Origin of the sequence: Marivirga arenosa, from assembly GCF_030503895.2 — a bacterium.
GTDB classification, from domain to species: domain Bacteria; phylum Bacteroidota; class Bacteroidia; order Cytophagales; family Cyclobacteriaceae; genus Marivirga; species Marivirga arenosa.
On sequence record NZ_CP129970.2, the window covers coordinates 2,530,493 to 2,544,815 of the forward strand.

General features: G+C 32.9%; 7 protein-coding genes. 3 read left to right on the forward strand and 4 right to left on the reverse strand.

Annotated elements, in window-relative coordinates:
- The first annotated feature begins 16 nt into the window (after positions 1-16).
- Positions 17-505, forward strand: coding sequence for a TlpA disulfide reductase family protein (locus QYS48_RS11125; protein ID WP_308355966.1), 489 nt, complete (start codon positions 17-19; stop codon positions 503-505).
- Positions 506-512: 7 nt separating this feature from the next.
- The gene (locus QYS48_RS11130) at positions 513-1,109 is read left to right on the forward strand and encodes a thioredoxin family protein (protein ID WP_308355967.1); all 597 of its coding nucleotides are present in this window, start codon (positions 513-515) and stop codon (positions 1,107-1,109) included.
- A gap of 54 nt (positions 1,110-1,163) precedes the next feature.
- On the opposite strand, the gene QYS48_RS11135 is transcribed toward QYS48_RS11130, so the two are convergent.
- From QYS48_RS11135 to QYS48_RS11150, 4 genes are all read right to left on the reverse strand, one after another.
- Positions 1,164-2,687 carry a GH3 auxin-responsive promoter family protein gene (locus QYS48_RS11135; protein ID WP_308355968.1) on the reverse strand — a complete coding sequence of 508 codons (1,524 nt, stop codon included), beginning with the start codon at positions 2,685-2,687 and terminating at the stop codon, positions 1,164-1,166.
- 3 nt (positions 2,688-2,690) lie between these two features.
- Entirely contained in the window at positions 2,691-3,422 is a 732-nt protein-coding gene (gene lptB, locus QYS48_RS11140; RefSeq protein WP_302101760.1) for an LPS export ABC transporter ATP-binding protein, read from the reverse strand.
- A 67-nt stretch (positions 3,423-3,489) separates the two neighbouring features.
- Positions 3,490-5,199: a single-stranded-DNA-specific exonuclease RecJ gene (recJ, locus tag QYS48_RS11145; protein ID WP_308355969.1), complete on the reverse strand. Its 1,710-nt coding sequence runs from the start codon at positions 5,197-5,199 to the stop codon at positions 3,490-3,492.
- 62 nt (positions 5,200-5,261) lie between these two features.
- Positions 5,262-8,321, reverse strand: a complete 3,060-nt coding sequence (locus tag QYS48_RS11150) for a CHAT domain-containing tetratricopeptide repeat protein (protein WP_308355970.1) — start codon at positions 8,319-8,321, stop codon at positions 5,262-5,264.
- Between the two features lie 156 nt (positions 8,322-8,477).
- Here QYS48_RS11150 and QYS48_RS11155 point away from each other — a divergent pair, with 156 nt between their 5' ends.
- Positions 8,478-14,309 (forward strand): FG-GAP-like repeat-containing protein, encoded by a 5,832-nt coding sequence (locus QYS48_RS11155; RefSeq protein WP_308355971.1) that lies wholly within the window; start codon positions 8,478-8,480, stop codon positions 14,307-14,309.
- Positions 14,310-14,323: the final 14 nt, after the last annotated feature.

Consider the following 14,323-nt stretch of genomic DNA (forward strand, 5'->3'; position numbering starts at 1 on the left):
TCGTTTATATTTGGTTATGAAAAAGATAATCACTGTCATAATTTTCCTTTCTGGATTCATTTTCACAAATCAACTTTTTTCTCAGAATCAAAATATTAAAATTATTGATGTCCCTCAATTAGAAGAGCTCATGAAACCTACTTCTTCTCAGAATATTACTGTGATTAATTTCTGGGCAACATGGTGCAAACCTTGTATTAAGGAGTTACCTTATTTTGTAGAAGCTCAGGCTGAATTCCCGGAGGTTGATTTCATCTATATGAGCTTAGACTTTGAAGAAAACGCTACAAGAGCTGATAAGTTTGCATCTAAAAAAGGATTGAATCCTAAAGGACTTTATCTAATTAATAACCTTGACTATAATTCATGGATAGACAAAGTTAGTCCTGAGTGGTCCGGAGCAATTCCAGCAACCTTACTGATTGTAGATGGCAAGAAATTTTTTTATGAAAAGGAATTTCATGAAGGAGAATTAACATCACTAATAAAACAAAAACTAAATTAATACAACTATGAAAAAGTTATTAGCACTATCGATTATTTTAACTGCTCTCTTTGCATTTAGTATTAAAGAAAATGGATATAAAGTAGGGGATACCGCTAGAGATTTTTCCCTCAAAAATGTAGATGGAAAAATGGTTTCTTTAGACTCTTATAAAGATGCTAAAGGGTTTATGGTTATTTTTACTTGTAACTCCTGTCCGTATTCTGTTGCTTATGAAGATAGAATTATAGCCTTACATGAAAAGTATGCAAACAAGGGAGTTCCAGTAATTGCAATCAATCCAAATGATGATGAAAGATCACCTGAGGATTCATATGATAAGATGATTGTAAGAGCAAAAGAAAAGGGATTTGAATTTCCTTATGTGTATGATGAAACTCAAGAAATTACGAAAGCTTATGGTGCTACCAATACACCTCATGTGTATGTTTTAGATGCTGATAAAACAGTAAAGTATATTGGAGCAATTGATAATAATACTAAATCAGCAGATTTGGCTGATAAAAAATATGTAGAGGATGCAGTTAATGCAGTTTTGAAAGGCGAGGAAGTACCAGAAAAGAAAACTAAAGCTATAGGATGCACTATTAAATGGGCATCTTAATCAATTACATTTGAAAGGTATTTATTTAAAAGCTGATATTATAATCAGCTTTTTTTATTTCTGTTTAACCATGCCTAATAGGTCTTCCAGATATTTTCTGCTATTTGAAAGGCGAGGTACTTTATTTTGTCCTCCTAATTTCCCTCTTTTTCTCATCCATTCATAGAACGTTCCTTGAGGAACTTTGTGAATTAGTAAGCAATGCAAGGCAATGTCTTTATATCGTTTAGCGTCATAATCAGAGTTTATCTTTCTTATTTCATCATCTAAAATTTGAGCAAATTCCTCTATGTTGTTGGGTTCTTTAGAAAATTCAATTACCCATTCATGCGCTCCTCTTTTTCCTTGTGCTAAATGTTTAGGAGCAGCCGTAAAGTTATCTATGATTACTCCAGTTTTATTGCATGCCACTGCAATTGCTTTTTCTGCATTTTCAATCATGAGCTCCTCTCCGAATGCATTTATGAAATGCTTGGTTCTACCGCTGATCTTGATTCTGTAAGGATCTAATGAAGTAAACCTAATGGTGTCACCAATTCTATAGCGCCATAATCCAGCATTGGTACTGATTACGATTTCATATACTTTATGAAGTTCAACTTCTCCTAAACGAAGAGTTTTAGGTTGCTTTTCATTAGCATTTTCTAATGGTATAAATTCGTAAAAAATCCCATAATCTAACATTAAGAGCATCTCATCAGAATCATTCAAGTCTTGTATTCCAAAAAAGCCTTCTGAAGCATTATAAGTCTCCAAATAACTCATTCTTGGTGATTTGATCAGCTCTTTGAATAGAGGTTGGTAAGGGACAAAAGAAACAGCACCATGTATAAATAACTCTAAATTAGGCCATACTTCTGAAATATCATTTTTTCCTGTAAGCTCTAATATTCTTTGTAGTAAAACTACAGTCCAGGTAGGTACGCCCGTTAAACTGGTTACATCCTCCTTCATGGTTGCATTTGCCATGGCTTCAATCTTACCTTCCCATTCATCCATGAGAGCAATTTCAAGGCTTGGCGTTCTAATAATCTGAACCCAAAACGGAAGGTTTTTCATAATTACGGCAGAGACATCACCATAAAATGAATTTGAATTATTGTCGAATTGGTTTACTTGTTGGCTACCGCCTATGCTCAGGTTTTTACCTGTAAATAGTCTGGATTCTGGGTTATTGTTAAGGTATATAGATAGTAAATCTTTTCCCCCTTTAAAGTGGCAATCCTCAAGGGCTTCATCTGAAACAGGAATAAATTTACTTCTATCGTTAGTAGTTCCAGAAGATTTGGAAAACCATCTAATTTCAGTTGGCCAAAGTATATTTTGGTCACCTTTTAGAAGTTGATCTATATAGGGGAATAATTCTTCATAAGTATGTAAAGGAACTCTTTCTCGAAAAGTTTCAAAGTCTTTTATTTCATCAAACTTATACTCTTGGCCAAATTTTGTATTCCTGGCTCTATAAATTAGTTTATGAAGCACTTCACTCTGAACTTCATTAGGATATTTGATGAAAAGCTCCACTTCGTGGATTCTTTTCTTCATCACCCATGTCATAATAGAATGAAGGAATTCCATAGTTTATAGTTTTCTTTTTAATTCGAAATGCTTCCCTAAATAAACTCTTCTTACTTGTTCATCATTCGCAAGATCTTCAGCAGTACCAGCTTTTAATAATTTACCTTCGAACATTAGATAGGCTCTATCAGTAATGGATAGCGTTTCGTTTACATTATGATCTGTGATTAAAATACCAATGTTTTTATTTTTGAGCTGTCCTACTATCGTTTGAATTTCTTCAACAGCTATTGGATCTACCCCTGCAAAAGGCTCATCCAATAATATAAAGCTAGGATCCATTGCTAAAGCTCTGGCAATTTCAGTACGTCTTCTTTCGCCACCAGAAAGTACCATCCCTTTATTTTTTCGCACATGGTTTAAGCTAAACTCTTCAAGCAGGCTTTCCATTTTTTCATTCTTGGCTTCTTTGCTAATTTTTCTCATCTGCAAAACAGCCATTAAGTTTTCTTCAACTGTTAAGGATCTGAATACAGAGGCTTCTTGAGCTAAATAGCCAACCCCTTTTTTAGCTCGCTTATACATTGGTAAATCCGTGATGTTTTGATCATCTAAAAATATTTCTCCAGAATTCGGTTTTACTAGACCTACTATCATGTAAAATGAGGTAGTTTTACCTGCTCCATTTGGCCCTAGTAGTCCTACAATTTCTCCTTGTTCCACACTAACTGAAACATGATCAACTACGGTTCTTTTTGAATATATTTTTACAAGATTATCAGCTCTTAATATCATTTTGTCTATTTTGTTTATTTGCATGAGAAGCAACAAACATACCCAAAAGGCAAATTAACGAAAATAATTATTCAATGCGGATATCTTTTAGATAAAGCTGCAAAGATTTTGTACCATTGAAATGGTTTTCTTGTATGGTAAAGGCTAATTCAAAATTACTGCTAGCCTCTAATTTTGATTTTAAATGACCTAAACCAAATCCTATTGCTTTGATTGTATGATGACCCTCTTTGTTCATCACTTCTAATTTTAAATGTTTTTCTTTTAAAAGGATAGGTTTACTTATCAATTTTAGATCTTTTGCTGCAAAAACAGGCTGCATATTTCCTGGACCAAATGGATCCATTTGACTTAAAATTGAATAGAACTTATCCGTAATTTGATCAATTTTAACATAGGAGTCTATGTGCACTTTAGGAATAAGCTGATCTTCGGTAATATTCTGTTGTACTACAGATTCAAATGCATTAGAAAATTGAGGGATATTTTCAATGGGTAAGGTTAAGCCAGCAGCATGCTTGTGTCCTCCAAACTGATCAAGATGTTCTTTACACGATTCAATAGCATTATATAAATCAAATCCATCAACCGAACGTGCTGAACCAGTTGCTTTTCCATTTGATTCGGTAAGAATAATGGTTGGTCTGTAATAATGTTCAATGCATCTGGACGCAACAATTCCAATTACACCCTTATGCCAGGTTTCTTTAAATAATACAGTGCTTTTTGCATGAAGGATTTTATGATCATCCTCAATAAGTTTAAGGGCTTCCGAAGTAATACTTTGATCAAAGCCTTTGCGAGTATTGTTTTTACTGGATACTTTTTCGGCAATTAATAAGGCTTGATCTTCATGAATGGCAGTTAACAACTTAACTGCTAAATGTGCATGATCTATTCTTCCGGCTGCATTTATTCTTGGTCCTAATTGAAAAACTAGATTAGAAATTGTGATTTTTTCATTAAGACCTGAGGATTTTAATAGTGCTTTGATGCCAGGTCTTGGATTAAAGTTAATTCTTTCTAATCCATAAAAAGCTAAAATTCTGTTTTCACCCGTAACAGATACTAAGTCTGATGCTATGCTAACCGCTACTAGGTCTAATAATTCAAAAGCATGATGTTCTGGAATATTATTTTGAATACAAAACCCTTGAATTAACTTAAATCCTACGCCACAACCAGATAGTTCTTTAAATGGATATTTGCAATCTTTTCTTTTAGGATCTAATATAGCTTTTGCTTCAGGAAGTTCTGCGCCTGGATTATGATGATCACATATAATAAAGTCAACATTATTTTCATTTGCATATTGAATTTTATCAATGGCTTTTATACCACAATCTAATGCAATTATTAAACTACATTCTTTCTCAACTGCATAATCAATTCCCTGATAAGATATTCCGTAACCTTCTAAATATCGATCAGGAATGTAATAGTATAAATTTTCACAATGGTTTTGTAAAAAACTATACATCATGGCAACAGATGTAGAGCCATCTACATCGTAGTCTCCAAATACTAAAATTGATTCATTGTTTTGAATGGCTTTTTGTAGCCTATTTACAGCAATATCCATATCTTTCATAAGAAATGGATCGTGGCAATCCTCTATAGAAGGTCTGAAAAATGTTTTAGCTTCCTCAAAATTAGTTACACCTCTATTTATTAAAATTTTAGATAAAATCGGGTTGATATTGATTGATTCACTTAGTTGTGAAACCAGCGATTTGGCAGGTTCAGGAGCTAAAATCCATTTTTTTTCAGTTGACATATCACAAAAATAAAAAAGGCCTCGTGATTTTACGAAGCCTTTACTCTAATTATATTTTTAATTTATTGACCAACCATTACAAAAGCTCCCCAGTAAAAAGGCGACTTATATTTTTCCTTAATGGTTTTCTGAGCTTGATTGAAAGCAGTTAATTTGTCAATTCCATTTACCCAATTTTCGTAAAAAATAGTCATAAGCTCTTGAGTAGCAGCATCATCAACCGACCATAAACTCATAATAATAGCATCAGCCCCTGCAACTTGGAAGGCTCTTCTTAAACCATAAACGCCTTCACCATTTTTCAATTCCCCTAATCCTGTTTCGCAGGCAGATAAAACAACCAATTCTGTATCACTTAAATCTAGATTCATGGCCTCATAGGCTGTTAATATTCCATCCTGTCTTGCTCCTTCATTTAGTCCGCTAGAAATAAATGAATTAGCACCAGCCATAATCAATCCCGATTTCAATAATGGATTTTCACTGTATTTATCTTCTTCCTCAGTATTAGCAGTTTCATTGTCTTCTAAAAAGAAGCCATGAGTGGCTATGTGTAAAACTTTTGGACTTTTTACACTTTTTAATTGTAGTTCATCTGCATCATTTTCCAAATAGGTTTCCGGATTTTCATTAGAGTTGCTTTTATAAATATTATCAATTTGGTTTACTTCTACTTTTGTGCCTGGAAGTTCGGTTACTAATGCATTTCCTCTTATATACCTCTGAAGACTTCCTCTTAAACCTCTATTTAAACTTGCATTTTCAACTATATCGCTAGCGCTTTGCTGATTTTCAGTTATACTTTCAGTTATTCCTTTATTATAATTTGGGAATCCAAATAATGTAGGGTTAGCAGCTAAATTTGAATTCGATTTTGTTTTATTGTAGGCTAATAAATCCTTCGTATTGGTTAGTAATTGTACGTTTTGTTCTTCTAACACATACTTCTTACTGGCTGTATTAAACAATACATTTATACTGATTTGATTATAAATTCCATCAGGAGAAAAATATAATTTTTCATATTGTTTAGTTCTTTCAGCTATGGGTTGCCAATAAAATTTATAACTGTAATTATCTCTTACCTTGAATCGGATAGCATTTCTATAGTTTTTAATGTATTTATTTTCTAATTCAAGTCCATTTTCAAAAAGAATCAATTCTGGATTTTTAGAATTTTTATCGATTAATAATGCAGCATAGTTTATTCTATTCATAAATATTCCGCTGCTATCGGGAACAAATTCTCTGTATCTGATCATCTCAATAGCGGCTTCACCCTGTTTTAGTTCTTTTTGAACATCTTTCCAGCTATATTTTTTTGCAGTGTATGCATCTGCAAATTCGGAAGATGCTCTACTAAGTTCTTTTTCTAAATCTGACGAAACGCTTAATAGTGAGTCGAGCTTTAATTCTTGTTGTTCAACTTCTTCATTCGACATCGAATAAAGTTGCGATATTAGCTCTTTTGTGCTGATCCAGTTTTGGTATTTGTCAATCAATTCTTGATTTTCACTATTTAGAATATTTTTTCTAGCCTTAGCAGTAGCATACATGATTAACCCTTTAGTTGCTAATTGATAATCATACATCTCTTCCAGTAATTCTGGATCTTCTTTGTAATAGGATATTGCAAAGGAGTTGAATTCCTCAAAAGTTGATCTTAAAATATTGGTATAAAAGTTGGCCTTTTGTTGTTCACTTAATGCAGGGAAATATGCTTCTATCTGAGCAAAATAATTATCAAAAGTTTCATTGAAATACTCCTTAGCTTTTTTAGGGTCCTTTTTGTACCAACTTAATTCAGCTAACTCTTTACTTGATTCAGCATAAAGAGGATGGTTTTTACTCAGATATTTTGCTCTTAGGTTGTGGGCAGCTTTAATGTGTTTCTCTGCTTGTTTAATATCGTTTAATCTAAAATTGGCTATTCCCCATCGTAATTCGTATTTAGAGTATTCTGGATTACTTTTTGCTAATATTTTTTTAGAGACACTATAACTTTCACCCATAAGCTTGTAATAGTTCTCTAAATCCAGAACATCATTTAAGGCTAAGGCTTTTTCTTTTAAAACTCTGATGTATAATTCACTTCCTTCTCCCAAAATATCCTTAATTATTGATAAAGACTTATCGAAATATTCAATTGCTTTTTCTTTTTGATTTACGGCAATTAAACTTTGAGCGTAATTACTGTAGGTACTAGCGTTTTGTAAACTAGGCTCATTCTCAATGATTTCTTCATAAATTTCTATAGCTTCCTCATATAAACCTATCTTCCAATACAATAACGCAAGATTATTTTTTGTATTCTCTGTTAAATATTCATTTCCACTTAATTTAGATATGATCTCTAAGGCTTGAGTATATAATAATTCAGATTCAGAATATTGCGACCTGTAATAATAAGGTATAGCAAGAGTTATTAAGCCTTCAGCAAATTCAATACTTTCCTTACCAAATACTTTCTTAATAAATTCTAAATTTTGCTTTAGTATTTCTTCAGATTTAGAATAGTAGCCGATGTCAAAATAAGCCATTCCTAATTCTTTGTTTACAACATGTTGATACTGTTCTTTAACAAAGTCAATTTTTAGTAAATCTTCCAATATTTTCATTGAAGTTCTATGATCTCCAATAATTCCGTAAGATTTTGCTAATTCAATCTTACTTTCTACGTACCCTGGATCAGCTACTCCGGATTGTTTTTTATAAATCTCAGATGCTTCATTAAAATTTTCGATGGATTTTTGATAGTCACTATTCAACTGTTGGTAATAGGCTAAGTTAAAATGGATGTCACCAATCAATAATGGGTCAGTATGTTTAATGTTTTTCCTTACTTTTAATTCCTCTTCCATAATCTGAAGCGCGAGTTTTAGACTATCAAAAGCTAAGTAAGAGTCTCCTAAATAATATAATAGTTCGGCAGAAATAGTATCAGCTTTGGAATTAACCTGCTTGTATATTTCTGACTTTTTCGAAATAATTTTCTCGTAATCCTCTGAATTAAAAGCTTCTTGTATTTCGATGAAAATTGAAGAATTTGAATTTTGAGCTATTATATTTACGCTTGTAAGCAAAAGCAGAAACAAAATAGAGGTTGAGATTATATTTTTCATAAATATTCTAATCAATTGTAAGGCTAAAGATACTACAAAAAAATAGTAATAAAAAAATAATAATTAGGATTAATATTATATATTTTTTTACTTTGTAAAGACTTTATTGTTTGTTTTTTATTTCGATTTAAAATAAGAATTACTTTATATAACTACATGAAAACATTTATTGTACTTTTATTGGCAAGCATCTTTTTTCAATTTATTGCTATTGGAAACAATACTTCTGAATTAAATAGCGGTAGCTCTGGTGTAATGACTTACTCAGAGCCAATTATTATTGAAAAGGGAAGAACAGCCCATGATAAAGGTTTTCTTTCAGACAAAGGCTTCGATGTAGCAGATCCCATCCCAAGCCCAGATGTACAAGTTTCATCAACCACACAGAATTCCATATTATTATCGCTCAATAATTCAACGGCTACAGAATTTGATTTTAATATTTTAGTTTCTGCAGACAGCTTTTCCACCTTTCTGCCCCTATATAATCCAGCTATCGTAAGTAGTTTAAACACTTCCTTTGAAATTACTGGACTTAATACTGGTCAAGATTACTTTATAAAAATTTGGGGAGAAAGAATAGGTAACGAAAATAGTGATACCCTGATTATTCAAACTCAAACCAACCCATTTTTTATAAACTCTATAGCAGATGGCGATTGGTCAGATCCGAGTATTTGGGCAGGAGGAGTAGTGCCACCGGCTGATTCTGCAGTAAATATTTATCATAAGGTTACTATTAATTCAGGAGAGAATATTTTAATTGATGAGGTTAATATAGTAGGTAATTTTGAAGAGACACCCCATACAGGAATTTGGATCAATGATGGGAATCTAACCATTGATAATAATTTAAAAATTTCTGATGTTTTTGGGGCTCAGATTAGCGATTCAGTTGGTGTATTTATTACCGCTAACCCTTTAAATCAGGCAAGCCTTGTTGTTGGAAATAACTTCATAATAGATAAAAATGAGATATTGTCTGATACTCCATTAAGATTAGAAGGCTTTAATAATGGGGATTCTTTATTAATAAAAGTAGGAGGGAATATGGATATTCGACAATTGGGCTCCGCTCTTTCACCTTTTATGGGTAATTATCTCAATCTTCAAAACGTGACCTTAGATGTAAGTGGGAGGTTAACATTTTTTAATGATAGAACTAATAGTGCTCAATTTTATAAGTCGAATATATTTAATTCAAAAGTGTTTGTGGGGTCATTTCAAATGGACGCAATTCAGCAAACAAATGAAGAGTTTCAAGTTAATTTCACTGGAAATACAGAGATGTTTGTGTATTTCGATTTTTTAAGAAATGGAGCAGGAGGGAAAATTAATTTTCAAGATCAATCCATTCTTCATATGGTTGGAAATGGATATCAACAATTAAGCGGATTTGGTATAGCTCAGGATTCAATTATCTATAATGATCTTATTATTAATCTAGCTGATGAACCCAATTCAGATAGTAGAACCCGTGTAGAAATATCAGCTTCTTATGGTGAAACGATCTCTCAACTATATATTAAAAATGAGTTGAATTTTATAAATGGTGTAATTAGAGGTTTTGATCTCTATGAAGGATTTCAAAGAGAGGTCATCATTGGATCTAATGGAAGTGTTTCGGGTATTCAGAAAGATAGTTATGTCCAAGCCCCACTTGGAAAAATTGGAAATACTCCCTTTACCTTTGCTGTTGGTAATGGGACTGGTTTAAAGCAAATTAGAATTAATAATAATGAAGACTTTCAACAAACTGATTTAGTGCGGGTAAACCCCATTTCAAATTACTGTGGTGAGTTTGATACACTCTTTATTTCATCTGGATTAGCTAGGGATCGATTTAAGGATACTTGGGAAATAACGAGTAGTTTAACCGATGTAAATGTTGATGCTAGTTTTGAACCAATCATATATGATTTAATAGAGGAGGGTATTACTAATTTGGACTCTTTAGCTCTAGTTAATTTTCAAAATGGTAGTGTTCTTGGGATTTCTTCATCAACAGATTCTTCATTTGTTAGTGGAGTTCAATATTCATTTGCGTTAGCTGATACTGCAAGACTTGGTTTAGCTTCGACTTCGGTTAATCAAAACCCATTCTATTACCGTAAAGAAATAGTAAGTTATTCGCAGAATTCTGCTGCGCCAGGTGAAAGTGTAACCTTAAATTTATCAGGTAATTTTGGACCGGTTATACAATCAGTTTATTTTGGTTCAAAGTCATCAAATGTTGTATCATCAACTGAAAATAGCGTTACAGTTACTGTTCCGTTTGGTGCTCAATCAGGTCAGTTAAAGGCCGTGGCTAATGATGGAAAAATTTATTATAGCAGGAGAAATTTCACCGTTTCGAATTCAACAATTATAAGTAATTTAAACGCAGCATTCGATACTTTAACAGTAGTTGGGAATGTAAATGGTTCTGCTCCATTGGGGCAATCTACTCTTAAATTAGGGACAATAGATGCTGACAATACTATTGATGCGGTCATTACTACTGCTAGTTATGACTCTGTCGCCTATTTTAGGAATTTAGAAGGTCAAACTACCTATGAACCCTTCAATTTAATAGTGGAGGGAAATCAACTGAATCCAACAGATATTGACTTGGAGCTTTCAAATATTTCTGGTAATCCAGTATTCGATTTTGTTCTTTCTTTTTCATTTTCTTCAATAAACAGTATTATTTATTTTCAAAATGATGGAAATGGTAACTTTACAAATTTAGGGGATGGGGCTAATGATCCAAATATAAATTATAATGACTTTGATTTAAGAGATTTAGATTACGATGGCTTCACGGACATAATTTACCCAATCTATGATTTTTCTGAGGGAATTAATAGTAATATCGCAGTAGCAAATATTATCTCTTCAGGAGAAAATTGTTCTCCATATGCAAGCATACCTCCTGCTTTTGGTACTGCCTTTAACCAGGAAATAACAGATTTGAATCCTGTGTTTTTTACAGAGAGTCAAAATGATTTGGAATTGAATTATATTGATCTAGATAGTGGGTATTTATCAAATACAAATTTTTTCAGTCAATCAAACTCCAGTTTCAGATCAAATTTTGCAGTAGGTGAGATTTTTCAATCAATTGTAGTCTCACCCGATGGAGATGGATTAGACAATATTGTAAGTTCTAATTTTATAAACAATGAAATCCGAATTTTTGACGGCACTAGTTATTCATTTGTAGCTTTAAGTTTTGCTCCAGCTGTTATGGTTGCTGAGGATATGGATGGTGATGGCTTACAAGATTTAGTGATTTCAGATTATAATAATCCTGCAATTCATATTTTATTGAATGATGGTGCAGGATCTTTTGCTGAATCCAATACCTATAACTACCCTGGATCAAAAATTTCTGGTTTAGCCGTTGCAGATTTAAATGCAGATGAAGTTAAAGATATAATTATGCTTCGTGAAAACGGTGATTTAGCGGTAGCATATTTTTCACCACAATCAACGGAAGTTAATCCACCATCTGTCAGCCTAAGTAATTTGAATTCAAATGGTTTTAGTCTTAACTGGTCGGCTGTAAATGATGCTGTTAATTATAAAGTTTACATAGGAAGGGACAATAACCCCAATACTTTATCTTCAGGAGATTCCACTATAACCGTATTTAGCGATTCTTTGACTTATGTCGCACCAGAATATTCTGAATTATATTTTTATGCTGTAAAAGCTTATACAAATAGCGGTGATTCATCAAACTACAGTGCTGTTAACAGTATTAAGCTGCCAGTATCTAATTATTTAGAATCAGACTCTTTAGCAATGGTTGCATTGTATGATAGTCTTGATGGCGCAAATTGGACAAGCTCTACAAATTGGTTAACAGGTAAATTAAACACATGGGAAGGCTTAAGCATGAAGAATGATAGCTTATTTGCGATTAATCTGAGCAATAAACAATTAAGTGGAGCTTTACCAGCTGAATTAGGGAGCCTAAATTTTGTGAATCAAATAAATTTAGCATCAAATAATATCACAAGTATTCTTTCATTAGTACCCATTTCAGCGCAACTGAATTCATTTAATGTATCTTCAAATAGATTAACCTTTGAGCAACTACAAGCCTACAGATCAATTTCGGACTTCAGTTATTCCAATCAAGACACAAGCTATGTTATTCCAGAATCTTACATTGATTTCTTAGCTGCGGAAGTAAGCTTAGAAGTTAGTGCGCCAGCTTCTTCTAACACTTTCCAATGGTTTAAAGATAGTACAGCTATTGCTGGTGCAACGGATTCGATTCTTACTTTTGGTAGCGTAGCAAGATCAGACGAGGGTAATTATTATGTAGAAGTAAGTAACTCACTTTTTCCAGGCCTTATTCTCAATTCTAATATTACCAACTTAAAGGTTTCATCCTTAGAGCGTGATATTGCAGCATTAAAAAAATTATACGAATCAACGGGTGGAGAAAATTGGAGCACGATTGTATGGGATACAACTGCAAATAATCCTGAAACTTGGTCGGATGACCCTAATGATATAATTGTTCAAGATAATCGAGTAGTAGAAATAAATTTACCGGAAAATAACTTAACTGGTTCTGTTCCAGAGGAAATTGCAGAAATACTGGGTTTAAGAGTTCTAGATGTTTCCAATAACGCTATTGAAAATTTGGCTGATTTGAGTACGTTACCAATTCTAGAGACCTTAAATGTTAGTGGAAATGCTTTAGGTTTTGATGATTTAGAACCACAAGTGGTTGTGCCTTCTTTCAATTTTGAAAACCAAGCGAATTTCGGTGTAACCGAAGATAAAAGATTCCCACATGGATCAAGCTTCTTAATTGACTATCTGGTTCAAGGTTCAGCAAACACTTATCAGTGGTATAAGGATGGTACTTTAGTGAACGGTAAAGATTCTAGCTCTATTTTATATGATTCAATTACCTATGAATTGATGGGTAGTTACCAATTAGAAGTGGGGAATGAAATGTTGAATATTCTTAGCCCAGACTTTAGAATCAAATCAAATCCTGTTAACATCATAGCCACCGCAAATCTTTCAGGATTAATGTTTGATACCAATGAGTTTCCAACGGAAAGTGGAAAAGTACATCTATTCAAATTTCAAGAAGGAGAACAGTATGACAGCGTTCAAATGGCGAACGGAGAATATTTTGTTAATCTAAAAGCTGGAGGTGTTTTTGATATCCTAAATCTTGATTTGGGAGATTACATTTTATATGTTGATAATAATGAAAGTGATTATCCTAATCTTATCAATACTTACTATCCAAATACGATTGATTGGGAATTAGCTGAAGTCATTCAGCATAGAAGTGATCAAGATGGTTTATCAGTAACCATGGAGGGTGAGCCACAGGAACTTAATGGTACCTCTAGGTTTAGTGGATATTTTGAAGAGGTATTTGGTGAAGAAGAAAGAATGCTCCCTAGAAGGAGAGTGAAGGGAGCGGGAGTAAGTGTTAGGCGTTTAACAGGTTCAAGTAGAGAAATTTCCTTTAGAACCGTTATGGAGGAAGGAGAATTAGTTGCTTATCTTGAAACGGATGAAAATGGGGAGTTTATTATTCCTAATCTCCCAGCTGGGAAATATACGGTAAAATTTGACAGACCAGGTGTTCCTATGGATGAAGATTCAGATATTGTGTTTGAATTAACGGGCGAAGATCAAGAAGCTTTAGAAATTTCTGCAACTTCTGAGAATGGGAAAATTTCTGTAAAAAGAGTTAGATACACGGCAAATAATCCTAATAAATTTTTGGAGGTTAAGCTATTTCCTAATCCAGCAAAAGATAAAATTGAGGTAATAAGTTTGGCCGATATATCCAAGATTAGTTTATTATCAGCGGAAGGCAAGTTGATCCAGTCCATTAATGAAAAGAATGTAAATAATAAGTATGAGTTTAATTTAAGTAATCAAGCTCCAGGCATTTATTTCATTCAGATAATATCAACAAATGGTATTAATGGAATTTATAAAGTAATTAAAGAATAGATTTAAATTCAATT

Bases quoted from the DNA above. Each gene is read 5' to 3' on its own strand.
- QYS48_RS11125 (WP_308355966.1), top strand. From the start codon at position 17: ATGAAAAAGATAATCACTGTCATAATTTTCCTTTCTGGATTCATTTTC.
- QYS48_RS11130 (WP_308355967.1), top strand. From the start codon at position 513: ATGAAAAAGTTATTAGCACTATCGATTATTTTAACTGCTCTCTTTGCA.
- QYS48_RS11135 (WP_308355968.1), bottom strand. From the start codon at position 2,687: ATGGAATTCCTTCATTCTATTATGACATGGGTGATGAAGAAAAGAATC.
- lptB (WP_302101760.1), bottom strand. From the start codon at position 3,422: ATGATATTAAGAGCTGATAATCTTGTAAAAATATATTCAAAAAGAACC.
- recJ (WP_308355969.1), bottom strand. From the start codon at position 5,199: ATGTCAACTGAAAAAAAATGGATTTTAGCTCCTGAACCTGCCAAATCG.
- QYS48_RS11150 (WP_308355970.1), bottom strand. From the start codon at position 8,321: ATGAAAAATATAATCTCAACCTCTATTTTGTTTCTGCTTTTGCTTACA.
- QYS48_RS11155 (WP_308355971.1), top strand. From the start codon at position 8,478: ATGAAAACATTTATTGTACTTTTATTGGCAAGCATCTTTTTTCAATTT.